Here is a 22,820-nt window from a genome sequence, read left to right on the forward strand (position 1 = left end):
CTTCGCTCGCGTTCCCTCGACCGCGTTGCGGTAAGGCGGTCCGGAGGATCGGGAGTGTCCGAGGGGGCGTCGTGCGGGGCGGAACGGGAACGGACGGGTTCGCCCTCTCCTTCGGCGCGGTGGCCGAGGTGTACGACCGGATACGGCCGGCCTATCCGGCGGCGGCTCTTCGGTGGGCGCTCGACGGGGGCTCCCCGGACGCCGTCCGGGGCGCGGCCGGGGTGGACGTCGCCGCCGAGAGCCTGGCGGATGCGGTTCCCGCTCACGGCGTCCTGCTCGGCGGTCCACCGGAGCCCGGCCACGACGCCCTGCCGGGCGCCGACACCGCCCGCTGGATCCTGCCGGACGGACGGTACCTGCGCCTGCTGGCCCCCGACGGCGGCGAGGGGCCGGTGGCGCGGCACCTGCGGCGGCGCGGACGGGGCCTGTACGCGGTGGCCTTCGAGGTCGACGACCTCGAAGGCGCGTGCCGCCGCCTGGCCCGAGCGGACGTCGGAACCCGCCCGCTCACGGTGGAAGAGGTCCTGGTGGAACCGCCTGGCCCCCTGGCGGCCCGCATCACCCTGCGGAGCGCGGCGACGCCGACGGGCTGACGGTCCGCGGCCCACCGCGCCGGCTACCGGGCCGAGTGCGCGAGTGCCGAGCGTTCGTAGACGTTGGTGCTGACGTCGGTGCTGGCGCGGTGGTGGACGACGCTGAGCGGGCCGAGGCCCGACAGGACCTCGATCACGTCGGTGACGGTGGGCGAGTCGTCGGGCCGCTCCCGTCCCGACAGCTGCGGCAGGACGCCGACCGTGGCGGCGGCGGCGAGTTCCTCGGGGCGGAGGTCGGCGAGGGTGCGGACGCGCCGGACCGTACGGCGGCTGGGCGCGTCCGCACCGTCGGTCGGGGCGGCGGAGGCTCCGAGGTCGAGCACCAGGTCGCTGGTCTCCGTCACCATCCGGGCGCCGAGGCGGGCGTCCGAGGCCGCGTAGCACCACTGGTCGGGGTGCTGGCCGCGCAGCGCGGGGAACCGGGCGCGCAGGACCCGCAGCACGGGCATCGCGGCCTCGACCGGCGAGCAGGGGGCGAGGACGAAGGAGAGCCTCGTGTCGTCGTCGGGCTCGAAGCGGAGGGCGGCCGCGACGTCGGGGAGCGCGTGCGCGGAGGCGCTGTCGCACTCGCCCGCCGCTCCCAGCACGAGGACCGTGTCGCCCCGCTCCCGGTACTGCCGCACCAGCTCCCGGGTCGCGGCCGCCTTCGGGCAGCCGGCGTGCCCGGGAGCGGACCGCGCCGCCTGCCGGCAGGGCTCGCCGAGGGCGATGACGATGCGCCGGGTCCGCAGCACGGCGGCCCAGCGCTGGACGGCGTCGCGGGCGGCGGTCTCCAGCGCCCGCGGGGCGGTGACCGCGATCCCGGTCACCGAGCCGTCGAGGTCGATGTAGGTGGTGCACGCCAGGACGCCGCCGTCGCGGACCCGTTGGGCGGGAACGGGCAGGAGCTCCGGCGCGGGGCCGCCCGCTCCGGTCAGGAGTCCCTCCGCGCGCAGGTGCGCCTCGACGAGCGGGGCGGCCGGACACGCGACGCGGCCGCGCTCCGGGTGGACGAATCCGCGCGGCACCGTCGGCTCCGGGCCGACCTGGTGGTGCAGCGGGAAGAACTCCGTCAGCCGTGTCCTGTGCATCGGTGGTCCTCCTGGGAGGCGTAGCGGCCGGGTGTGTGCCCGAGTTTCGGGGTCCCCCGCGCGGTCGGACGCGTGCGCGTCGCGCCTCTCATGCGAACGGGTGATGCGGGCCCGACGCGGGCCCCGACGGCACGGCGGAGCCGACCCGTTTCGTCACGCGCGGCCGTCGACGCAAGATCGGCCCACCGCTGGCGCCGGGCGCGGGCGGACGGACGGTGCCGGAGCGGTCCGCCCCCGCTCGGCGGGGCGCGTGGCGCGCCGCCCGGAACTCCGCCGGGCGGCCGGTAAGGCTCGCTCCGTGCGTACCGAAACCTCCCCCGGCTTTTCGCCGTCCGCCGTGGCGCGCGCTGCCGCGCTGGCGGCGGCGGCCGCCGCGCTGCTCGTCCCGCTGCCGACCCGGGCGAAGGCGACCTCCGCCGTCCCGGGGGCGCAGGCCAGTGCCAGGCTGATCCGGCTGAACAGCTCGGCCGTTCCCGCGATCGGGCTGGCCGCGTTCAGCGGCACGTACGGGACCGCGTCCGGCCCCGGTCACGGCGCGGACGACCAGGGCGACTTCTCCGACCCGGACGGCGTGCTCGCACACGTGGCGGTCGGCTCGGGGACGGCCCGCACGTCCGTGTCCGCGAGCCGGGACTCCGCGCAGGCCCAGCTCACCGGCCTGGAGGTCCGGTTCAACTCCCGCTCGCTCGTCCGGGTGGAGGCCGGAGCGGTCGGCTCGCTCGACGCGTACGCGTCGAGCGCGTCCCCGCACCGATCGGACCGTGGGCGCTCGCCTACCACCGCACGGACTCCGCGCGGATCACCGTCCTGGGCCGGCGGCTCTCCGCCGGGACCACCCGGCTCGCCGTCACCGGCGCGGACCTCGGCGTCCCCGGCATCGGCGCCGGCACCCTGACGGTGACCGTCTCCCCGCACCAGGAACCGGCCACGCAGTCCCGGCAGTACACGGCCTCCGCCTGGCTCGACATCGAAGTCTCCGGAACGCTCGACGACACCGACGGGAACCGGGTGCACCAGGGCCCGATCATCGCGCTCCGCCTGGGCGAGGTGCAGGTGGACTGCCGGGCCGCGTCCCCGTCCCCGTCTCCGTCCCCCACGCCGTCCCCCACGCCCACCCCGATGCCCGAGCGGTCGTCGACACCGTCGCCCAGCACCGCGGCGTCCACGGTTCCCACCCCGACGCCGAGTGCCGCACCGTCCGCGAGCCCGACGCCCACCTCCGGCCCGGAGCCGTCGGGCAGCGCCTCGGCCGTCCCAACCGTCGGCGCGTCGGCGGCCCCGTCCCCGTCACCCTCCCCCGGCGCCTCGGCCCCGCCCACCGTCCCCGCCCCGTCGCCGACGCCCACGCCGACGTCGGTCGCCCTGTCGCCTCCGCCACCGTCCGCTTCCCCCGGCCCGAGTGGCGCACGGCCGTCCCGCGCGGCCTCCCCGCCGCCGGCTTCGGACGATCCGCTACCGCCGTCCGCCACCGGCGGGTCCTCGACGGCACCGGCGGTCACCGTCGCGCCGGTCACGACCCCGGTCCCGGGGCGGTCGGGTGCCCCCGGTGGGGACCGCCTCGCCGAGACCGGGGCGGGGGGAGGCCACGGCTTGCGGGCCCGGGCGGCCGTCGCGTTCGTGCTGGTGGCCGCAGGCGCCGCGGGCATCGGGCTGTCCCGCCGCCGGGGCGCCCGGCACCGCTGAGCCACCCGGAACGCCTGACCGGCCCGGGCCGGTCAGGCGTTCCGGGTGGCGGGGGGTTCCTTGAAGAGTCCGGACCAGGAGGCGGCGGGAGCCGGCCGGGCCGGCGGTCGGCCCCGGCCGAGGATGCCCCGCACACCGTCCAGACCCGCGCGGGCCGCGCGGGCGTGGCGGATGAGGTCGTCGAGGTCCTCGGCGCCGAGGCGCCCCAGGTGCTCCTCGTAGGTGCTCTCCGGGACCCCCGAGGCCGCGCCGAGCGCTCCCAGCAGGTCACGCGCTTCGGCGCGGAGCGCGGGCGCGGCCTCCCGCAGCCTCCGGCGGCGGAGCGCCGCCTGCCGGCACGCCTGCCCGCAGTACACGGCGGGTCGGCCGGTGGCGGCCCGGATCAGGGGTTCCCGGCAACCGGGACCGGCGCACACCGCGCCCGCGTCCGCGCCTTCCTCGCCTTTCGTCACGCCATCACTGTGATGCAACCCGGGGCGGCATGCAAGAATCCGGCCTCCGACGTCGGACCGGCCGAGCGCCGGGGGCGGGTACTCCGGCGGACCGGACCGATCCCCCGAACCGCCGGAGCACCGAAAGAACGCACACGGACGGCCATTGACCCCATGGGGCGACGGCCTCCTCCGGCCGGCACCGCAGCCGACCGCGAGCCACCTGGCGCCGCCTCCCCCGAGCGCGGCGCACGGCGTACGGACCGGCGCGCGATACGCGGAACGGCGCGCACCGTGCGCCGCGTGCCTCCGCCGACCGGACCACCCGGCAATCCGGCGCCTTCCTCGACCCGAACCGTCCTGGGGCCCGGCGACCGGCCGGGCGCACCGGCGGCCTCACGCTCTGTTGCCAACCCTGGAACGTTGCGTCACAGTTTGAATGTGACGAAACAGAGCGCGAATGCCACGCCCCAGTGCGCCGCCGTGAAGTGCACCCGCCCCCTGTCCCGGGCCGCCACCGGACGGCCGAGCCTGTACTGCTCGCAGGCGTGCCGCCAAGCCGCGCTGCGGGAGCGCAGGAGCACCGAGCAGGCGCCCGCGCTCCGCGCGGAGGCGGCCGCCCTCCTCGCCCTCCTCGCCCTCCTCGCCCCGCGCGCACCGGTCCACCACCTCGACGGCCTGACCGGGGAACAGCTCGCCCACCTGGTGCGCCACGTCCGCGCGGTACTCGACCTCCTGACGCTCACCCCGCATCCCGGCCCGGCCGCGCGACACGAGCCGGTACAACTGCCACCGGACCGCCACGGCCGCGCCCCCTGGGCCGTCCTGGACCTCGGCACCGGCCTGTGGTCGACGACCGACCGGAAGGTCGACCTCTTCGTGACGAAGGACAGCGCCCTGGTCTTCATCCGCCGACGCCTGAAGCACCCCGGCCAGACCCGCGCCTTCGACGACTGAGCCGGACCCGTCCGACGGCTGGTCCGCGAACCGCCTCGCGCCCGGGTTCCGTCACCGGAACCACCCGACGGAACACCTCCCCTCCACCCGGCCCCCGTCCGCTCCGGGGACGCCCCGGCCCGGTACGGCACCGCCCGCGCCCGACCCGGCCCACCGCCCGGCACCGGCGTCCGCAGCGGCGCGCTAAGGATGACCGGCCACCTCCGGGTACGTTGCCGTCCGTGACCAAACGACTCCTCACCGCCGCCTGCGCGGCGGTCGCCCTCGCCGTCACCGCCCAGGCCGCCCCCAGCAGCGCCGCGGCCCACCGCCCGCCCGCCCGCGCGGCCGCCGGCAACCTCGGCGCGGAGCAGCTCGCCCTCTGGGAGAACCTCGGCGAGGACGTCTGGCAGGAGGCGCTGGAGGAGCACTGCATGCTCGCCGGCGGGCCGTCCTGCGAGATGAGCGGGAAGGACGTCGACTCCGTGCTTCCCGGGATCGAACGGCTGACCAAGGAGCTGGGCGACAACGTCACCTCGAAGCCGGACCTCGTCCGGGGCGTCCACCGGGCCGGCTCCGGCATCCGGAACACCCCGCGGGACCTGTCGCGGATCGCCGCCGACATCGCGCTCAGCAGCAGCGACCCGAACGTCCGGCGACTGGCGGAGACGACCCTGCCGTCCCCCTCCGGCACGAAGGCGGGCGGACGGAAGGTGATCGACGCGATCGGCGACTTCGCCGAGAAGGTCGGCGAGCTGAACACCGGTCACGACGTGCTGTCGCAGCAGGGCGCGGCCGCGGTGATGTCCGCGGTGGCCGGCGCGCTGCCGGTGCTCGGGGACGCCTGGTCGATCGCCAACGCCGTCAACGACCGCGACGTCGAGTCGGGCGTCACCGCGCTGATCTCGGTCGCCGGCGCCATGGTCGCGACCGTCTGCGCCCCGGCCGGCGTGGTGATCGCCGTGGGCCTGGTGGTGTACACGGTGGCCAAGAAGATGTGGGGCTGGCTCTGCGCCAAGGACCGCGACTGGCGGCTGGACCCGCCGGGCGACCCGCGCGACCTGGTCGAGAAGGGCGCGGACTTCACCTGGGAGACCCACCTGGGCAGGCGCCGGACCGGCCCGGACGCGGGCAAGGACGTGGCGTACGCCCTGCAGATGACCAACTTCAAGGACTCCGGCGCCGACTACTTCTGGGCGCACCCGAAGCTGATGCTCAACTCCCGCTGGACGAAGGGTGCCGAGCGCAACACCGACCCGGTCACCTACGTGCTGACCGGGATCGACCTGCTCGGCCTGACCCAGGTCTACACCAGCACCAGCGAGGACCTCCAGGGCACGCTGCGGATCGCGCAGGACGGGAAGATCGTCCACAAGCGCTGCTACGTCGAACCCACCCCGAACATCACCGGCGACACCCTGCACTGCGACCTCGCCGCCTCCGAGCAGGTCACGATCTCCGCCGACAAGCCCGCCCTCGTCACCCTGGACATCCCCTACAACATCTTCAACGGCAACATCAAGGACCCGGCCCCCGGCAGCGAGAACCCCAAGGACAAGTGGTTCTGCGACCTTGCCGACGGCCCCTGCGTCCCGGAGGACTCCGGCAAGTACCGCAGCGTCCTCAAGCTGGAGGACCGCAAGGCCAGGAGCACCTACCTCGCCAAGATCCCGTTCGGCTACGGCCTCGTCCCCGACCTCCCCGGCGCCGAACTGCGGGACATCGGCTGACCGACCGCCGGGCGTCCTTGCGCTTCCCCCGGAGAGGGCCGCCAATGGAGACCGGTGGTCCTGAACTCCCTTTCGAAGGACGGGAGTCGCGCATGCGCGTGACGTACGGGGCAAGCCGACGGCAGTGGCACGTACCGGGCCCCTGGTCGATCCCGGCATGAGCGGCGTGCCGGCCGGGCGAGTGGCCAACCAGCGGTTGCGGGCCCTGCTGCGCGAGGCGTCCTGGAGCGGGGCGGAGTTCGCGCTCGCGCTCAACGAGGCCGGGGCCCGAGCGGGCCTGGCCCTGTACTACCAGCGGGGCTCGGTCTCCCAGTGGCTGGCGGGAACGATGCCTCGGCCGCAGGTGGCCGGCCTGGTCTGCGCGGTGCTGTCGCTGCGGCTCGGGAGGCTCGTCACGCTCGCCCAGGCCGGCCTGGCCGCACCGGACGGCCCCGCGCCGCCGGGGGGGCGGGAGGAGTACGCCCGGGCGGCCGTCGCGGAGCTGGCCGCGCTGACCTCCGGTCCGCTCCGGACGGCGCGCTCCCCCTCCGCGGGTCAGGCATGGTTCGACGTGTCGGCCGATCCGCTGTCGGTCCCCCGGTTCGGGTTCCGGGAGGACGGGGGCCGCCCGGTGGGCCAGGTGAGGAGGCGGGTCGAGCACGCGGAGGCCCTGCTGTCCGCGCTGTCGGCCCTGGACCTGTCGAGCGGCGGCGGGCAGGTCCGCCACGCGCTCGGGGGGGGTACCTGTCGCTGACCGTCGCCCCGCTGCTCAGGGCTCAGAGCCCACCGGCCGCGCGGGCCCGGGTGATGGCCGTCGCCGCCCGGCTGACCTACCTGTACGCGTTCATCAACTTCGACGACGACCAGCACCGGGCCGCGCAGCGGTTCTCGCTGATCAGCCTCTCGCTGGCCCGGGGGGCCGGTGACGCCACCGCGTCCGCGCTGGCCCTCCGGTCCCTGAGCTCGGCGTTTATCCTCGTCGGCTTTGATGTTCCTTGATCGAGTCGGCTCGTTTGGCCGTCTTGCCGACGTTGTGGCGTGGGGCCCGTTGTTTGTTCTTCGAGCCGGGTGGCCGTCCCGGGCCTGGCCGGGACGGTTTCGGTGCGGCTGCCGGACGGGCCGCTGTCGCGCGGATGTTGCGAAACCCCCGGCGGACGCGGGCGGGGGTGAGACGGCGGGGTTCGGTCGCCGGTCGCTCCCAGGGCCGGCGTACGTCTTCGGCCAGGGGCCGGGCGAGGCGGATCTGGGTGTGGGCGGCGATGATCAGCCAGGTCCACAGATCGGCGGTGTCGGCGTGGCGGATCTTCGGGGCGGTCCAGCCGAGGGTCTGCTTCATCAGCCGGAAGGTGTGCTCCAGGTCGAAACGGCGGAGGAAGGACTGCCACCACAGGTCCACGTCCGTGCCGGTGGCCGTGGTGGCCGAGCACCACAGCCGGACCGGTTTCAAGTCCCGGTCGCCCGGCAGACACTCGACCTCGAGCCGGATCAACGTGCCGTGCGGGATGGGTGGTTCCTCCTCGGCGTGGTCCAGCCAGGGGCCGCGGTGGGTGAGCCGGGGGTGCGTCCGGTCCCAGGCCGTCGCCTGGGCGGTGCCGTAGCGGGCGGTGTCGGTGGCCGTGGCGGTGTCGGGGGTGTGCCAGGTGTCGGGTCTGGCGAAGGTGAGGACTCCGCCGTGTCGACGGGGTCGCCCGCCCTTCGGCCCGCGGCGGTCGGGGCCGGGGGCGGGCGTTGATCCGCAGCGACTCGATCGGCGACTCGGGCGGGGCCGGCTGCTGCTCGCCCTCGGCGGCTTCGGCGGCCTGGTCCTCGGCCGGCTTGTCCGCGGTGGTGTGCGCGGCGGGGGGCGGGACGGCGTGGCGGTCTCCTCGCGGGTGGGTGCCGCGTGGGCGCGGCACCGGAGGGCCCCGGCCCTGCCGGGGCCGGCGGGGGCGGTCATCCGCGGGGGGTGGGGAGCAGTGGGAGGCTGCTGAGGTGCGGGAGTGAGCTGTTGGTCTCGCGGATGCGGGTGCCGGGGGCGATCCGCAGGTTCCACTTGGTGGCGAGGGTGGCCAGGGCCGTGGTCATGGTGGTGAGGGCGAGGTGTTCGCCGATGCAGCGGTGCGGGCCGGTGCCGAAGGGGAAGTAGGCGCCCTGGGGGCGGTCGGTTGCGCTGTCGGGGGCGGTGCGGTCGGGGTCGAAGGCGGCTGGGTGGGGGTAGAGGCCGGGGTCGCGGTGCACGGCTCGCGGGCTGTAGCCGACCTCGGAGCCGGCGGGGACGGTGATCCCGGCGAGGGTGACGTCGTGGCGGGCGCGGCGGGTGAAGAGCATGGGGGCGTGCAGGCGCAGGGTCTCGTCGATGACCTGGCGGGTGTAGGTGAGGTTCTTGAGGCGGTCGTAGCCGAGGGGGCCGCCGGCCGTCACGGTGTCGGCTTCGTTCTGCAGGCGGTGCTGCACGTCGGGGCGTCGGGCGACCTCGAACACCGCCCAGCTGAGGGAGGTGCTGGTGGTTTCGAGGGCGGCGAACAGCAGCATCAGGAACTCGCTGCGGATCTCGGTGTCGCTGAGCGGGGCGCCGGTGGCGGGGTGGCGGGTGGTGAGCAGGGTCTGCAGGATGTCGTGGTGCGGCCGGGGGTTGGCGCGGCGCTCGCGGATCAGTTCGTCGACGGTGGTGTGGAAGCGGCCGACGGAGGCGGCGAAGCGGCGGTTGCCGGGGGTGGGCAGGGAGCTGACGATGTCGGGGAAGACGGTGCGTACGAGGAGTCGGCGGGCGATCAGGAACAGCGTCTCGCGGATGTCGCGGACGGTGGTGGGGCTCAGGCGCGTGCTGAAGAGGCTGCGCAGGACGACGGCGGCGACCAGGTCCGACATCTCCTCGTCGGCGGCGACGACCGTGCCCGGGCGCCAGGCGCCGATGCGCCGTTCGGTCTCCTCGGTGATGGCGGAGGTGTGGTCGCGGACGCTTCGGCGGCTGAACGCGGGTTTGAGGGCGCGTCGCTGGTGCTGGTGCTCGGCGCCGTCGGAGGCGATGAGCGGGTTGCCGAAGTTGCTGGCGAGCCGTTCGAAGAAGCGGCCGCGTTCGAAGGAGTCGGTGTCGACCTGGATCCGGTGTACCAGGGCGGGGTCGTTGGCCAGGTAGAGGCGGATCGGTCCGAAGCCCACCCGGACGAGCGGTTCGGCGGTCCGGGTGGCCTCGAAGAAGGACAGCGGGCGGCGCAGCAGGGCCGGGGCGTGGCCGAGCAGGGGCACCTGGCCGGGCGCGGGCGGGCACGGGGCGGGGGCGGGCATCGGCTGGGTTCTCCTCGTCGGGTCGGGGGGCTGGGTCGGGGGGTGCGCGGGCCGGCGGGCGGCGCGGGCCCGCGGGTGCGGGTGCGGGTGGGTCAGGGGGCGGGTGGCACGGTGGCGAGTGCCAGGACGTTGCCCTCGCTGATGTAGCCGTCGGGGTGGTTGAGCGGGTGCTGGGGGCTGTCCTTGTCGTGGCGCAGGCGCTGCCACTCCTGGCTCAGGCCGAGTTGCTCCGCCTGGCGGGCGAGCCGGTCGCAGGCCTGGGTGTAGAAGTCCAGCGCGTCGGGTGACAGCGGGGCGTGGTGTTCGATCAGGACGGTCCGCTGGCGGACGTCGGTGAGGCCGGCGCGCCTCATCCGCCGGTACAGCTCGCGTGAGCGGAGCAGTTGGCGGGCGTAGCCCGGTGTGCGGCCGGCCGTCCGGAAGAAGTCCTGGAAGAGGTAGGGGTCGCCGGGGCGGAGGGTGATGAGGTGGGCGTCGAGGTCCTTGATGGCGAGGAGGCCGCCGGGGCGGGTGACGCGGATCGCTTCCGCCAGGAAGCGGTCGAGCTGGGTGTCGTCGAGGTACTGGACGGTGTTGGAGCACCAGACGGCGTCGAAGGTGTCGTCGGGGTGGGGCAGGTCCGTCACGGATCCCTGGCGGACGTCGACGGGGCAGCCGGGCGGTGCGGCGCTGACGCGTTCGGCGGCGAGGGCGGCGTTCTCCGGGGCGAGGTCGAGTGCGGTGATCCGGCCGCGGGGGCCGATGTGGCCGGCGATGGCCGGGAGGAAGTCGCCGGGGCCGCAGCCGGCGTCCAGGACGTGCCAGCCGGGTTGGAGTCCGGCTTGGCGGAGCAGGTCGAGGTAGGGGTCGCGGCAGGCGCGGAAGTGGGTGTCGACGATGGCGTGGTGGGTGAAGCCCAGGCCGGTGGAGGCGGTGTGGCCCCAGGCGCGGTGGTCCTCGGTCAGCACGGTGTGTCTCCGATCCGGTCGAGGAGGCCGTGCAGCGCGTCGGCCACGGCGGCCGGGGCCTCCAGTGGTTGCAGGTGTCCGGCGTCCGGGATGCTGACCAGGTGGCCTTGGGGAAGTGCCTCGGCGGTCTGCCGGGACTCCTCGTAGCCGACCAGGGCGTCCTGGTCGCCGGCGATGACCACGGCGGGCACGTCGGTGGCGCGCAGTGTGGCGGTGGCGTCGGGGCGGGCGGCGATGGCCCGTTGGGCCCAGGCGAGCGCTTTCGGGTCCGCGGCCCGGGCGTCGGCGAGCAGCCGGGCGAGGATCTCGGGGTGGCGGGCGCGGGTGGTCGCGCCGACCAGGAGCGGGGTGGTTTGGTCGATGACCGTCGCGCGGGTGGGCGCGTCCTCGACGAGGTCGGCGAAGCGCAGGCGCTGGGCGCGGGCTTCGGGGGTGTCCGCGGTGGCCCGGGCGGAGAGCAGGGCGAGGGCGGCGGTGCGGCCGGGGTGGCGGGCGAGGAAGGCCATGGCGGCGTAGCCGCCCATGGAGGAGCCCGCGAGGACGGCGCGGTCGATGCCGCGGTCGTCGAGGAGCCGTGCGAGGTCGTCGGCGACGACGTCGAGGGAGGGCTGCGCGGTGCCGAGGGGCGTGGTGCCGAATCCGCGCTGGTCGAAGGCGATGACCTGGTGTCCGCGGGCGCGTAGGGCCTGGGTGTGGTGGTCCCACATCGAGGCGTGCAGGGAGAGGGCGTGCAGCAGGACGACGGGGGTTCTGGTGGGTGCGGTCACCGGGAGGCCGCCTGTTCGGCCGCGGTGACGTAGCGGGCGGCGTGGGGCGGGAGTCCGGTGGCGCGGTGCCAGGCGAGGGCGACGGGGGCGGGCGGCAGGTCGTGGACGGGGACGATCCGCACGGTGGGCGGTGCGACGTCGGCGAGGGAGATCAGGGAGAGGTGCACGGCGGCGCCCTCGGCGACCAGGGCCATCATGCGGGGGATGTCGGTGACGCGGTGGCGGCGCCGGATCGGGCGGCCGGCGGGGGTGCGGGGCGGGACGACTTCGTCCCAGACGTAGGCGGGGAGGTCGCCGGGGCGGTGGAAGGCGTCGTGGTCGGCGAGTTCCTCGACGGAGACGGAGGTGCGGGCGGCCAGTGGGTGGCGGGCGCCGACGACGACGGCGCGGGCGTCGTGGGTGAGGACCCGGCTGACGGCGAGGTCGGGTTCGCGGAGGGAGAACTTGACGATGATGAGGTCGAGGTCGCCCTCGCGCAGGCCGCGGAAGGGGTCGGTGATGTCGTACGGGTGGAGCGTGACGGTGGCCTCGGGGAGGCCGGCGAGGGCGGTGACGCGGTGGGCGACCTCGGGTGAGCCGTGGTAGCCGAGCCGGATGGTCCCGGCGGCGGGCTCGGCGGCGGTCGCGGCGGCGGGTTCCGGGAGGGCGGCGGTCGCGGCGGTGGCCGGTGCGCTCATTGCGGGCACGGGGGGATCTCCTCGGTGAGGGCGGCGGCGGCCTTGAGCCGGCCGCGGCGGTGGGGTTCCGCGACGACGCGCAGGGCGGCGAACGGCGCTTCGATGCCGGTGAGCCGGGGGATCTGGCGCAGGGTCAGCCGCTCCCCCGGGGCGATCAGCCCGTCCAGGACCGCCTCGACCAGGATGTGGTTGAGGTGCACCAGGGCTTCGGAGAGGGTGCACCCCGCGGTGGCGAGGTAGAGGTCGCGGTGGCGGGCGGCCCGGCCGCCGGGGCCGTGGGGGCCGGGGCCGGCGGGGATGAGGATGTCGGTGGCGGGCCGGGCGGGCGGCCCGGCCGGCCCGTCGAAGGTCTTCAGGAGCCTGCGCAGGGCGGCGGTGTCCTTGTCCGGTCCCGGCGGTGTCCAGGCGGCGCCGGCGCCGGTGTGGGCGAACGGGAAGCGCTCGCGCAGGTTGTCCGGGTTGCCCGCGAGGAAGACCGTGCGGGTGAAGGAGCGGCGCCAGGGCCGTGCCAGGGCCGGGTCCAGGGCGAGGGCGAACTCGCAGGTGGAGCGTACCCAGGCGGCGAGGTCGACGTGGCGCACCACGACGGCGGCCAGGGTGCCCTCCTCCCCCGCCCCGTCCCCCGCCCTGGTGGCGACGGCCTGCTGGGCTTCGAGCAGGCCCTCGGTGGTGTCCAGGTCGTAGCGGGCGGCGAGGTCCGGTCGGGCGCGGCGGACCCGGCCCGCCGCGGCGTGGCGCAGCCGGTCCTGGGCGGGGTCCAGGACCGGGCTCGGGCTCGGGCTCATACGAACACCTCCGTGAGGAGGTCGCGGGCGGGTGCGGCGCGGCGCTTGCCGAGCAGGGCGGAGGTGAGCCGGTACGGGTCGACGTAGGTGTGGTCGCGGCGGTGCCCGCCGAGGAGGCCGGCCAGGTGGGCGGGGTCGGCGGGGGCGGCGGCGGCCAGCAGCCGCTGGGCGCGGCCCAGGCACTGGCGCAGCAGGTCGGGGCGGAAGGACTGCTGCTGTCCGGGGCCCAGGACGGCGATGAAGTAGAGGCGCATGCCCAGGCGTACGGCGTCGGCGTCGTGGTCGGCGTGGGCGGCGGTGAGCAGCGCGGCGGCGTGGTGCCCGGGGTCGCCGCCGTGGCGGGCGGAGCGGATGCGGCCGTCGATGGGCACGCGGCCGACGGGGATCCGGCGGACGGTGGGGCCGAGGGCGGTCAGGACGCGTTCCAGCAGTTGGTAGTCGGGGTCCAGTTCGGGGTCGTAGAGCAGGACGATCTCGTCGAAGTCGCCGGCGAGGGGGATGAGTTCGCGCAGTGCGCAGGCGAGGTAGTTGGGTCGTCCGTCGCGGGTGACGATCTGGCGCAGGGGCAGGCCGTGCCGGGTGAGGTCGAGGTGGACGGGGCCGCCGAAGGGGCGCTGGTCCAGGCACATGCCGTGGGCGCGCAGGGTGGTGAACGCCTCGTCGAGGGTGAGGCCGGGGGGCTGGTGGGCCTGGAGTCCGGGGTCGTGCAGGCCCAGGCCGCGGTAGTGCCCGGCCCACAGGCTCAGGATCCGTGCCGAGGCGGGGTGGACCCAGCCCTGCTCGACGGCGTCCTGGTAGGGCTGCAGGTGGTGGGCCGGGGGGCGGTCGGGTTCGGCGCGGAAGGCGACGTAGTGGGCGCCGATCTGTTCCTCGCTGAGGTCGGCGTAGTCGGTGTCGCCCTGGGTGCGGTCGAGGTACTCCCAGAATCCCAGGGTCTGTTCGGTGGGGTGGTAGGTGGTGTGGCTGTAGCGGTAGGTGACGTGGGCCAGTGGCTGGGTGGCCCGGTACATGACGTCGGTCCACAGCAGCCCTTTGAGGTGGCTGGGTGTCAGGGGTTTGGACGGGGTGACGGTGATGGGGGCGAGCAGGACGCGGCGGGTGCGGGGGGCGGCGGCGTCCTGGTGGGCCGGTGCGGGCGGGCGGGCGCTCACGGACGGGCGGGCGCTCACGGGCGGGCTCCGGCCGCCTGGGTGACGAGGCGGACGAGTTCGGCGTGCGGCGGGGCCTGCGGGCGGGCGGGGGGCGGGGGTGCCTGGCGGATCCTGGCGAGGATCTTGTCGTCCCCCAGGGCCTGCGCGGGGGTGGCCAGGGTCATCAGCGTGCGGGTCAGGGCGCGCCAGACGACTGCGTCGGTGGCGGCGGCCGCGGCGAGGGCGGCGGGGCCGGGCGGGTCCGCCGGGTCCGCCGGGGGTGGCGGCGGGGGCGCGGCGCCGTCGACGGCGGCCTGCCAGCGGGCGATGCGGGCCCGGTCGGCGGCGGCGGAGTGTTCGTACCAGGGCAGGAGGAGGGTCGTGGTGAGCCGGGCCGCGTCGTGGGCGGCTTCCTCGCCGGGCCGGGGGTGGGCGGCGAGCAGGTCGGCGAGGCGGAAGGCGTGTTCCAGGGCGAGGGACATGCCGCGTCCGAAGAGGGGGTTGGTGGTGCAGGCGGCGTCGCCCAGCGGGTAGAGCCCGGTGACGGGGGGCCGGGGGGCCAGGGCGGCGCCGCGCAGGGTGTTGGGCGGCGCGGTGATGGCGCGGACCGGGGAGAGGGGTTCGCTGACGCCGTCCGCCAGCCAGGGGCCCAGGCCGGGGGTGGCGCGGGCCGCGGCGGTGAAGCCGGCCGCGGTGCGCAGTGCGCTCAGGCCGCGGTCGCCGGGCAGGGTGGCCAGGGCGATGGAGAAGGTGTCGCCGTCGCCCGGGTGCAGGACGCCCGCGTAGTGGTCCCAGATGTCGCCGGCGGCGTTGCCGCGGTTGAGGGGGCCGGGGGCGGTGGCGGAGCGGAGCCGGTAGACGCGGGTGTGGCCGCGCAGGCCGGAGGGCTCGGCGCGGTCCTCGGGCGGGGGCGTGCCCGCGTCGCGCAGCCAGGCCCGGTGTGCGGCCGTGCGGCCGGTGGCGTCGACGACGATGTCGGCCGGCAGCCGTTCGCCGGCGGTGGTGCGTACCGCGCGCACCGCCCGTCGCGCCGGGTCGAGTTCCAGGGCGGCGAGGGTCGCGCGGTGGTGGAGGGTGACGCCGGGCAGGGTGCGTACCGTGTCGTGGAGGGCGCGTTCGAGGGTGGGGCGGCGGCAGCCGAGGGCGGCCAGTTCGTCGTCGCCGGGTTCGCGGGCGGCGTCGGTGGCGCCGGCGGGCATGGCCAGGGTGAGGTCGAGCAGGTGGGCGCCGGCGTCCCGGGCCGCGGCCAGGACCTGCGGGGCGCGTTCGCGCAGGACGCGCAGGCCCAGCGAGGTGAGGGTGTGCGAGTGCAGGGCCTGCGGCGCGGTGGGGCGGGGGCGGTCCGGGGCGGCTTCGCCGGCCCGGCGCGGTGGCGGCTCGTCCCCGCGTTCGAGGACGTGGACGCGGTAGCCGATGCCGTGCAGGGCCAGGGCGGCGGCCAGGCCGGCGATGCTGCCTCCCGCGATGACGGCCACGGGCATGTCAGCGCCGCCTGCCGTGGACGAAGAACACCCGGCGCACGCCCTGGACGGAGCGCGGCGGCACGGGGTCGGGCCAGCGGCCGAAGTCGGCTCCGTCCTCGCCGGGCTGCAGGGCCCGGGTGGTGTAGCCGTACTGGTCGAAGAGGGCTTCCGGTTCGTTGGTGCCGAACAGCCAGGGGCAGCCCCAGCTCTCGAACACGTCCAGCAGTCCGCGCATGTGCGCGAGCGTCAGGGCGTCGGCGTTGACGATGTCGGCGGCTATCCGGCTGCCGGGGGCGGAGATCGCGGCGACCCGCTGGAGGATGCGGTGGGTGTCGGCCTCGGGGATGTAGTAGAGCAGCCCTTCGAGCAGCCAGGTGGAGGGCGCCGACGGGTCGTAGCCGGCGTTCTGGAGGTCCTGTTCCCAGTCGGGTGAGGTCAGGTCGACGGCGACCTTGCGGTGGTCGGTGCGGGCCTGGACGGCGCCGAGGCGTTGCTGCTTGTAGGCGAGGACGGCGGGGCGGTCGACCTCGAACCACCGTACGCGCGCGGGCCAGTCGGTGCGGTAGGCGCGCGAGTCCATGCCGGCGGGGGCGAGCACGATCTGGGTGGTGGCGGGGTCGGCGGCCGCCTCCTTCAGGTAGTCGTCGAAGAACCTGGTGCGGATCGCGTTGTAGTCGGGGGTGCTGGGCAGGGTGCGCTCGCCGTCGGCGGGGAAGGTGGCGGCCCGCACCTGGGCCAGGAGTTCGGGGCCGATGTCGCCGGCCAGCGCGTCGGCGTAGGGGTCCTCGTAGAGCCGGTCGGGGCGCCGGGTCTCGGCGGCCCGCAGGGCCGCGGTGAGCAGGGCGGTGCGTTCGACGGCGTCGAGTGAGGCGGTCATGGGGGTGTCCTTCCCGGGCCGTGCGGCCGGTGAGTGGTGCCCGTCGGTCAGTGGTGGCCGTCGGTGAGTGGTGCCCGTCGGTGAGTGGTGCCCGTCGGTGAGTGGTGGCCGTCGGTGAGTGGTGCCCGTCGGTGAGTGGTGGCCGTGCGGCCGGTGGTGGCCGTCGGTCAGTGGTGGCCGTCGGTCAGTCGTGCCCACTGGGCGTCGTCCTGGCGGAACAGCCGGTCCTTGACCTGGGTGGGCCGGATGCCGGAGGCGACGGCCGCCTGCCAGTCCTCGGCGAAGGCCTCGGGGGCCAGGCGCAGGAGGGTGGGGGGTGCGAGCCGGCCGCCGGCGCGGGCGGTGCGGTAGCCGGCGGACTCGGTGCCCAGCTGCGCGTCGAGGAGGTGGAGGAAGCGCCGGCTCCCGTCCTCGTTCCAGGGCGCGCGGGGGGAGAGCGCGAACTCGTAGCCGGGCGCGGCGCCGGGCGCGGAGGGCCGGACCCGGCAGGCGACGTTGCGCAGTTCGAGGCCGGTACGGCCCAGGGCGACGGCCAGGGCGCGGGTCACCTGGGCGTCGCGCAGCCGCTCGCCGGCCGCGTCGGACCGGGTGCTGCGGCCGGTGTACTCCAGGCGGGGCGCGCCCCCGGCGCGGTCGACGACGCGGACCACGTCGCCGACGGCGTACCGGTAGAGGCCGCCGACGTGGCTGAAGACCACGTGGTAGTCGCGGCCGGTCTCGAGTTCCTCGGGCAGGAGGGTCTCGGTGTCGGGGGTGAGGTCGTCCTCGGCGTCGGCGAACTCGTGGACGGCGGCGGTGACGACCAGGCTCCCGGCGCTGGGGTGCCGGTCGAGCGCGACCCCGACCGGCCCTTCGGAGGCGGCGACCGGTGCGGGCAGGAGGGCCACGTCCGGGCCGAACTCCTCGCGCAGCCGGGGCAGGTAGAGGGAGGCCAGTCCGGTGGTCCAGCAGAACAGGGCGCGCATGCGCGGCCAGATGTGGGCGGGGCGCACGGTGTGGTGGCGGGCGGCGATCCGCTCCAGTTCGGCGGCGCGCCGCGGGTTGGGGGCGCCGTGGGGCAGGCCGCCGAGGGTGCCGTCGGCGATGTCCTTGAGGATCCTGGGCCACCACAGGTTCAGCTGGTGCGGCAGGGCGGCGATCATGGCGGGGTTGATGCCGATCACGCAGCGCACGTCGCTCTCCACCGCCAGGCGCAGCCGCAGGTACATCTTCTCCAGGTGCGCGCCGGCGTCGACGTGGGCGGGCAGGACGGCCCAGGGGGCGCCGGTGCCGGGTTCCGCGGAGAGCGGTTCGCCGAACCTCGTCCCGAAGTCGACCTGGCTGGCGCCGACGTGGGGGCGTCCGGAGGCGGTGGTGGGCGGGGCCGTCAGGGGGTCGTGCTTGAGGTTGAGCACGGCGTCCGGCCGGTCGAGGACGTCCGGGAAGTGCTCGATCAGGGGGGCCCAGGCCGCGTAGTAGAAGGGGAAGAACGTGGTGTGCATGAAGCGCGGGGTGACGGGGATCTTCTTGTGGGCGCCGGTGGTGCCGCTGCTGGTGAAGTACACGGCGGGCTGGTCGGCGGTCAGGACGTTGTGCTCGCCGGCGGCCGCCCGTTCGATCCACGGCCCGAGGGCGGTGTAGTCCTGGACGGGTACGGCCTTGCGGAAGTCGTCCAGGGTGCGGATGGCGGCGAAGCCGTGCTCGCGGCCGTAGTGGGTGCCGGCGTTGAACTCCAGCAGGTCCGCCAGGACGTGTCGGCGCCGGCCGGGGGCGTCGGCGAGGGCGGCGCGCAGGCGGGCGCGTTCGTGGAAGACCCGTTCGCGGTAGCGGCGCAGGCGGTCGGGGTCGGTCCAGGCTTCAGCCGAGTTCATGCGCGAGTACCTTTCGTATGGCCTGCGCGGTCTGCGCGGGGTCGCCGTGTCCGTCGATCACCGTCACCGGGAGGTGGGCGATCTCGTCGTGCATCGTCTTCGCGAGATCGCCCTGGTAGCGGGTGAAGCCGTCCGCGGTCGGCTGGGGGCCGTAGTACTCCAGGCGGTTGAGGTCGCGGCCGTCGTGGCTGCGGCGCCAGGCGGTGGCGGGGCGCACGTCGAGGTAGACGACCCGGCGCGGCTGGGGGAAGGTGCGCCACCAGGCGAAGCCGGCGTGGTCGTCGGCGCCGGCCAGCCGGCCCTTGGCGAGGAGCTTGTAGTAGTAGGAGTCGACGACGGCCGGGGTGTGCGGGTCGGCGCAGAGCCGGTCGCGCAGGTGTACGGCGGCCGTCTGCAGCATCGTGGCGAGGAAGTCGGGTGACCACGCGCCGGGCCGTCCGGCGACCTCGCGGACCAGGTCCCGGCGCAGGCTGGTGAGCAGGGTGTGCTCCGGTGCGAGGTGGGTGTCGTCGACGGAGAGGGTCCGCCACGGCACGGTGTCGCGCAGCAGGGAGAGTGCCGAGGACTTGCCCGCGTAGTCGGGCCCGAGGAGGACGCAGAAGGCAGGGTGGTGTTCCGGCATGGATCATCGCTCCTTGTGAGGGACGGTTCCCCGTGGCGCGTCGCGGCCGGCACGGCTGCGGCCCTGCGCCGACGTTAGGGGAGCGGGCGGGGGTTTTCCGTCTGCGGGGCGGTAACCCGCTGCGATCGTGGCAACTTGGCAGAGGTGTATCCGGTCTGCCGGAAAGGGGGGCGCTTTCGCGGCGGCCGCCGGCTCGGACACGGCGGGGGCACCCGGCGCGGCGCCGGGGCGGCGGGGGCGGCGGGGGCTGCGGCGCGGCAGCGGGAACGGGAACGGCAGCGGGAACGGCAGCGGGAAGGGGAACGGCAGCGGGAACGGGAACGGGACGGACGGCGAAGGCCGTCCGTCCCGTTCCGGGTGGCGCGGTGGCGCGGTGGTGCGGGTCTACCTGTCGCGGGGCTTCTCGCCGGCGAGGTGTCCGCGGGCGGCGGGGCGGGCGCCGTGCGGCGGGTGGCTCAGCAGGGTTCCGGCCAGGAGCTGGAGTCCGGCCTGCGAGGGCGATCCGGCCGGCGCGCTGTAGGCGAGCATCCGCTGCCCGGAGTCGTCCGCCAGCTGCATGCTCTCGAAGGACAGCTCCAGTGCCCCCACGAAGGGGTGGTGCAGCAGCTTGGTGCCGAAGGTGCAGCTGCGGACCGGGTGGCGTGACCACATCCCGGCGAACTCGTCGCTCTTCATCGCGAGCTGGCCGATCAGCTCGGCGAGGCGGCGGTCGTCGGGGTGGCGGCCGGCGGTGAGGCGCAGTGCCGCGACGGATGTCTTGGCCTCGTCCTCCCAGGCGGTGTGGAGTTCGCGGGTGTGCTCGTCGAGGAAGAGCATGCGGGTGAGGTTGGGGCGTTCCGAGGGCGACTGGGGGGCGGTGTAGTCGATGTGGCCGGCGAGGAGTGCGTGGCCCAGCGGGTTCCAGGCCAGGACGTCGTTGCGGCGGTCGAGGATGACGGCGGGCACGTCGGTCATGGCGGCGATGAGCTGGGCGGCGGCGGGGCGGGCGTAGTCCGGTCGCAGCGGGGCGGGGCGGGCGGGGGCGGCGGGGCGGGCCAGGTCGCGCAGGTGCGCGGTCTCGTCGGTGTTCAGGCGCAGCGCGCGGGCGATCGCGTCGAGGACGGCGTCGGAGGCGTTGGTGCTCTGGCCCTGTTCGAGGCGGGTGTAGTGGGTGACGCTCACGCCGGCCAGTTGGGCGAGCTCCTCGCGTCGTAGTCCCGGGACGCGTCGGCGGGCTCCGTAGGCCCGCAGGCCCACGTCCTCCGGTTGGAGCCGGGCTCGTCGGCTGCGCAGGAAGTCTCCCAGCACGGATGGTGTGTCCATGGCTCTCAGTGTGCCCCGCGCCGCGGGCGGGCGGGGTGTTCAAAGGTATCCCTGTGATGAGTAGTCTCCGGGCGACCAGTCGTGGGCTGGGTACTCACCTCAGAGGTCTGGGTAGGCCGCGCCGGCGGCGGCAGGCTCTTCTCCGTAAGCACCGCGATGGATGAGGAGTGTGTGATGTCGGTCGTTGATGAGGCGTCGGTTTCGGGCGGGGTGCGGGGGGCGGGGTCGCCACCGGCACGGATGACGGGGCGCCTGCGGCTGCTGCTGGTGGTGCTGCTGGTCGCGCAGTTCATGCTCGCGGTGGACTTCTCGATCCTGAACGTGGCCCTGCCGGTGATCGGCAAGGGCCTCGGGTTCTCCCTGTCGAACCTGCAGTGGATCGCGACGTCGTTCGCGCTGTGCGCCGCCGGGTTCACCCTGTTCTTCGGCCGCGTCGCCGACCTCTTCGGACGCCGGCGCCTGTTCCTCGCGGGCCTGGCCCTGCTCGGCCTGTCCTCCCTGGTGGGCGGCCTGGCCACCTCCCCGGGCATCCTGATCGCCGCCCGCATCGCCCAGGGCCTGGCCACCGCCGCCGTCACCCCCGCCGGCCTGTCCCTGCTGACCACCTCCTTCCCCGAAGGCCCCCTGCGCGACAAGGCCCTCGGACTCAACGGCGCCCTCATGTCCGCCGGCTTCACCACCGGCGCCATCCTCGGCGGCGTCCTGACCGACCTCCTGTCCTGGCGCTGGTCGTTCTTCATCAACGTCCCCGTCGCCCTCGCCGTCCTGCTCATCGCCCCCGGCGTCATCAAGGAATCCCGCCCCGACCAGCGCCCCCGCCTCGACATCCCCGGCGCCCTCACCGTCACCCTCGGCCTGCTCGCCCTCGTCTTCGGCCTCACCCGCGCCGGCGAGAACGGCTGGAGCGACCCCACCGCCCTGATCTCCCTGGCCGCCGGCCTCCTGCTCCTCATCGCCTTCTACCTCGTCGAGAGCAAGGCCCCCGCACCCCTGGTCCCCGTCACCATCCTCAAGCGCCCCACCGTCATCTGGGGCAACATCGCCGGCCTCATCGCCTTCCTCACCGAGACCTCCCTCGTCTTCCTGATGACCCTCTACCTCCAGGAAGTCCTCGACTTCTCCCCCCTGGCCGCCGGCCTCTCCTTCGGCGTCCTGGGCATCGGCACCGTCATCGGCGGCTCCCTCGCCGCCAAGGTCATCGCCCGCATCGGCACCAAGGCCACCCTCATCACCGGCGGCCTCCTCCAAGCCGCCGCCACCGCCGCCCTGCTCACCCTCGGCGACACCCGCACCTCCATGGCCGTCCTGCTCACCGCCACCTTCCTCGGCGGCATCGGCAACATGCTCGTCATCGTCGGCTTCATGGTCACCGCCACCTCCGGCCTGCCCGACCACGAACAGGGCATGGCCACCGGACTGGCCACCATGACCCAGCAGATCGGCATCACCATGGGCACCCCCATCATGAGCGCCATCGCCACCACCCAGATCACCACCCACGCCACCCACACCACCGTCCTCGACGGCGTCACCCTCGCCGTCCTCGTCAACACCGCCCTCGTCCTCGCCGGCACCCTCACCACCGCCCTCTTCCTCCACACCCGCAAAACCCCCACCCCCTGACCCACCCGGCACCAGACGGCCGCCATCTGGCCAGGTCGGTGTTGCCGCCCCCGCGGGGCCGCCGGGAGGGTGGGGCTCCCGGCTTCCCCCGGGCCGGGCCCCGAGCGCGGTACCCGCCGGGTGGCGGGTACCGCGCGGCGGGTGGTGCCGGGGGTCGCGGGCGCGGGAGTGCGCCCCGGGGCCGGCCGCCGTCGTACGAGCACGGGCTCTCTCTTCCCGACAGGTCTGCGAAACGGAGAAGGATCATGACGGGTTCGGCCACCGGCACCCCCGGACAGATCGTGTGGAAATCGGCTCTCGTGCCGGGCGGGGAGCACCCGGTGCCGGTGCGGATCCTGCGCCCCGCCGCCGGGCACCGCGGCTGGCTGGTCTGGGCGCACGGCGGGAGCTGGCGCAGCGGTTCGGCGGAGGGCTGGCACCGGGCGTGCGCGGACCTCGCCGTGCAGGCGGCGTGCACCGTGGTCAGCGTCGACTACCGGCTGTCGCCGGAGCACCGGCATCCCGCCGCGCTCCAGGACGTCCTGGCGGTGCTGGACTGGGCCCAGGAGCGGGCCGAGGAGGAGGGCCTGCCGCCGGTGGCGGTGGGGGGTGACAGCGCGGGGGGCACGCTCGCGGCGCTGGCGGCCCTGGTGCGTCGTGACCGGGGGCAGCCGCTCAGTGCCCAGGTGCTGGCGTATCCGCCGCTGGATCCCGAGTGCCGTGCCCCGTCGTACACGCGGTACCTGGACAACTTCCCGACCCGGGAGTCGCTGGTCTCGGCGTGGGAGGACTTCCGCGGGAGCGACGGCGGCCGCGGCTACCCCAGTACGCCGTTCGAGGTCGAGGACCTCGGTGCGCTGGCGCCCGCGATCTTGAGTGTCGGGGCGCTGGATCCGGTGGCGGACGACGTCCGTGACTTCGCGCGGCGGCTGCGGGCGGCGGGCAACGAGGTGGTGTTCCAGGAGTTCCCGCAGATGCTCCACGCGGCTTTCCTGCTGCCCCAGGGGCAGTTGCGGCAGTGGCTGGGGGCGGCTCTGCGGCTGCGGCTGCTGGCGTCGGGCCCGAGCCGCAGCGGTAGCGGTAGCAGTAGCAGTAGCAGTAGTGCCAGTTGA

General features: G+C 75.2%; 21 protein-coding genes and 1 pseudogene. 8 read left to right on the plus strand and 14 right to left on the minus strand.

The features are described 5' to 3' along the window. Nucleotides 1–71 precede the first annotated feature (71 nt). Entirely contained in the window at nt 72–593 is a 522-nt protein-coding gene (locus KSE_RS43740) for a VOC family protein (protein ID WP_033258915.1), read from the plus strand. A gap of 23 nt (nt 594–616) precedes the next feature. Here KSE_RS43740 and KSE_RS00235 read toward each other — a convergent pair whose 3' ends face one another. Continuing rightward, entirely contained in the window at nt 617–1,663 is a 1,047-nt protein-coding gene (locus KSE_RS00235; RefSeq protein ID WP_014133222.1) for a hypothetical protein, read from the minus strand. 298 nt (nt 1,664–1,961) lie between these two features. On the opposite strand from KSE_RS00235, the gene KSE_RS41860 reads away from it, so the two are divergent. Beyond that, nucleotides 1,962–2,558, plus strand: a complete 597-nt coding sequence (locus tag KSE_RS41860) for a hypothetical protein (protein WP_148283036.1) — start codon at nt 1,962–1,964, stop codon at nt 2,556–2,558. An 820-nt stretch (nt 2,559–3,378) separates the two neighbouring features. Here KSE_RS41860 and KSE_RS00250 read toward each other — a convergent pair. Continuing rightward, nucleotides 3,379–3,798 carry a hypothetical protein gene (locus tag KSE_RS00250; protein ID WP_148283037.1) on the minus strand — a complete coding sequence of 140 codons (420 nt, stop codon included), beginning with the start codon at nt 3,796–3,798 and terminating at the stop codon, nt 3,379–3,381. Nucleotides 3,799–4,218: 420 nt separating this feature from the next. On the opposite strand from KSE_RS00250, the gene KSE_RS00255 reads away from it, so the two are divergent. The 4 genes from KSE_RS00255 to KSE_RS37970 all read left to right on the plus strand — a co-directional run bounded on the left by KSE_RS00255 (nt 4,219) and on the right by KSE_RS37970 (nt 7,421). Next, nucleotides 4,219–4,734 carry a hypothetical protein gene (locus KSE_RS00255; RefSeq protein WP_148283038.1) on the plus strand — a complete coding sequence of 172 codons (516 nt, stop codon included), beginning with the start codon at nt 4,219–4,221 and terminating at the stop codon, nt 4,732–4,734. A gap of 221 nt (nt 4,735–4,955) precedes the next feature. Further along, nucleotides 4,956–6,443, plus strand: coding sequence for a hypothetical protein (locus KSE_RS00260; RefSeq protein ID WP_014133227.1), 1,488 nt, complete (start codon nt 4,956–4,958; stop codon nt 6,441–6,443). A 157-nt stretch (nt 6,444–6,600) separates the two neighbouring features. After that, nucleotides 6,601–7,176 (plus strand): hypothetical protein, encoded by a 576-nt coding sequence (locus KSE_RS41865; RefSeq protein WP_051055071.1) that lies wholly within the window; start codon nt 6,601–6,603, stop codon nt 7,174–7,176. 53 nt (nt 7,177–7,229) lie between these two features. Continuing rightward, nucleotides 7,230–7,421 carry a hypothetical protein gene (locus KSE_RS37970; protein ID WP_014133229.1) on the plus strand — a complete coding sequence of 64 codons (192 nt, stop codon included), beginning with the start codon at nt 7,230–7,232 and terminating at the stop codon, nt 7,419–7,421. Here the strand turns inward: KSE_RS37970 and KSE_RS39515 are convergent. The 12 genes and pseudogenes from KSE_RS39515 to KSE_RS00325 form a co-directional block, all read right to left on the minus strand. Beyond that, a pseudogene (locus tag KSE_RS39515) lies at nt 7,393–8,139 on the minus strand (NF041680 family putative transposase); the annotation flags it as partial. The gene KSE_RS37970 and the pseudogene KSE_RS39515 overlap by 29 nt on opposite strands. Before the next feature lie 215 nt (nt 8,140–8,354). Beyond that, a complete protein-coding gene (locus KSE_RS00275) occupies nt 8,355–9,686 on the minus strand; it encodes a cytochrome P450 (RefSeq protein WP_014133231.1) in 1,332 nt (443 codons plus the stop codon). Nucleotides 9,687–9,778: 92 nt separating this feature from the next. Further along, nucleotides 9,779–10,633, minus strand: a complete 855-nt coding sequence (locus KSE_RS00280) for a class I SAM-dependent methyltransferase (protein WP_014133232.1) — start codon at nt 10,631–10,633, stop codon at nt 9,779–9,781. Next, nucleotides 10,627–11,400, minus strand: coding sequence for an alpha/beta fold hydrolase (locus KSE_RS00285; protein ID WP_014133233.1), 774 nt, complete (start codon nt 11,398–11,400; stop codon nt 10,627–10,629). Before KSE_RS00285 ends, KSE_RS00280 begins: the two co-directional genes overlap by 7 nt. Continuing rightward, on the minus strand, nt 11,397–12,077 hold the full coding sequence (locus tag KSE_RS00290; protein WP_051055072.1) for a substrate-binding domain-containing protein: 681 nt from the start codon (nt 12,075–12,077) through the stop codon (nt 11,397–11,399). Before KSE_RS00290 ends, KSE_RS00285 begins: the two co-directional genes overlap by 4 nt. Then, a complete protein-coding gene (locus KSE_RS00295) occupies nt 12,074–12,862 on the minus strand; it encodes a DUF6182 family protein (RefSeq protein WP_014133235.1) in 789 nt (262 codons plus the stop codon). Before KSE_RS00295 ends, KSE_RS00290 begins: the two co-directional genes overlap by 4 nt. Then, nucleotides 12,859–14,031: a hypothetical protein gene (locus KSE_RS00300; protein ID WP_014133236.1), complete on the minus strand. Its 1,173-nt coding sequence runs from the start codon at nt 14,029–14,031 to the stop codon at nt 12,859–12,861. The genes KSE_RS00295 and KSE_RS00300 overlap by 4 nt, the downstream gene beginning before the upstream one ends. Continuing rightward, nucleotides 14,028–15,473 carry an NAD(P)/FAD-dependent oxidoreductase gene (locus tag KSE_RS00305; protein WP_014133237.1) on the minus strand — a complete coding sequence of 482 codons (1,446 nt, stop codon included), beginning with the start codon at nt 15,471–15,473 and terminating at the stop codon, nt 14,028–14,030. Before KSE_RS00305 ends, KSE_RS00300 begins: the two co-directional genes overlap by 4 nt. 1 nt (nt 15,474) lies before the next feature. Continuing rightward, nucleotides 15,475–16,332, minus strand: coding sequence for a class I SAM-dependent methyltransferase (locus KSE_RS00310; protein ID WP_014133238.1), 858 nt, complete (start codon nt 16,330–16,332; stop codon nt 15,475–15,477). Nucleotides 16,333–16,499: 167 nt separating this feature from the next. Beyond that, complete coding sequence (locus tag KSE_RS00315) at nt 16,500–18,182, minus strand: GH3 family domain-containing protein (protein WP_014133239.1); 1,683 nt, start codon at nt 18,180–18,182, stop codon at nt 16,500–16,502. Next, nucleotides 18,169–18,804, minus strand: a complete 636-nt coding sequence (locus tag KSE_RS00320) for a dTMP kinase (protein ID WP_014133240.1) — start codon at nt 18,802–18,804, stop codon at nt 18,169–18,171. The genes KSE_RS00315 and KSE_RS00320 overlap by 14 nt, the downstream gene beginning before the upstream one ends. A 384-nt stretch (nt 18,805–19,188) precedes the next feature. Then, complete coding sequence (locus KSE_RS00325; RefSeq protein ID WP_014133241.1) at nt 19,189–20,106, minus strand: helix-turn-helix domain-containing protein; 918 nt, start codon at nt 20,104–20,106, stop codon at nt 19,189–19,191. A 174-nt stretch (nt 20,107–20,280) separates the two neighbouring features. Between KSE_RS00325 and KSE_RS00330 the strand changes: the two genes are divergently transcribed. Next, nucleotides 20,281–21,729, plus strand: coding sequence for an MFS transporter (locus tag KSE_RS00330; protein WP_014133242.1), 1,449 nt, complete (start codon nt 20,281–20,283; stop codon nt 21,727–21,729). A 245-nt stretch (nt 21,730–21,974) separates the two neighbouring features. Further along, nucleotides 21,975–22,820: an alpha/beta hydrolase gene (locus KSE_RS00335; protein WP_014133243.1), complete on the plus strand. Its 846-nt coding sequence runs from the start codon at nt 21,975–21,977 to the stop codon at nt 22,818–22,820.

This window comes from Kitasatospora setae KM-6054, assembly GCF_000269985.1.
GTDB lineage: Bacteria > Actinomycetota > Actinomycetes > Streptomycetales > Streptomycetaceae > Kitasatospora > Kitasatospora setae.

Coding starts and splice junctions, on each gene's coding strand:
- KSE_RS00235 (WP_014133222.1), bottom strand. CDS start 1,663: ATGCACAGGACACGGCTGACGGAGTTCTTCCCGCTGCACCACCAGGTC.
- KSE_RS41865 (WP_051055071.1), top strand. CDS start 6,601: ATGAGCGGCGTGCCGGCCGGGCGAGTGGCCAACCAGCGGTTGCGGGCC.
- KSE_RS37970 (WP_014133229.1), top strand. CDS start 7,230: ATGGCCGTCGCCGCCCGGCTGACCTACCTGTACGCGTTCATCAACTTC.
- KSE_RS00275 (WP_014133231.1), bottom strand. CDS start 9,686: ATGCCCGCCCCCGCCCCGTGCCCGCCCGCGCCCGGCCAGGTGCCCCTG.
- KSE_RS00290 (WP_051055072.1), bottom strand. CDS start 12,077: ATGAGCGCACCGGCCACCGCCGCGACCGCCGCCCTCCCGGAACCCGCC.
- KSE_RS00295 (WP_014133235.1), bottom strand. CDS start 12,862: ATGAGCCCGAGCCCGAGCCCGGTCCTGGACCCCGCCCAGGACCGGCTG.
- KSE_RS00305 (WP_014133237.1), bottom strand. CDS start 15,473: ATGCCCGTGGCCGTCATCGCGGGAGGCAGCATCGCCGGCCTGGCCGCC.
- KSE_RS00310 (WP_014133238.1), bottom strand. CDS start 16,332: ATGACCGCCTCACTCGACGCCGTCGAACGCACCGCCCTGCTCACCGCG.
- KSE_RS00315 (WP_014133239.1), bottom strand. CDS start 18,182: ATGAACTCGGCTGAAGCCTGGACCGACCCCGACCGCCTGCGCCGCTAC.
- KSE_RS00320 (WP_014133240.1), bottom strand. CDS start 18,804: ATGCCGGAACACCACCCTGCCTTCTGCGTCCTCCTCGGGCCCGACTAC.
- KSE_RS00325 (WP_014133241.1), bottom strand. CDS start 20,106: ATGGACACACCATCCGTGCTGGGAGACTTCCTGCGCAGCCGACGAGCC.
- KSE_RS00330 (WP_014133242.1), top strand. CDS start 20,281: ATGTCGGTCGTTGATGAGGCGTCGGTTTCGGGCGGGGTGCGGGGGGCG.
- KSE_RS00335 (WP_014133243.1), top strand. CDS start 21,975: ATGACGGGTTCGGCCACCGGCACCCCCGGACAGATCGTGTGGAAATCG.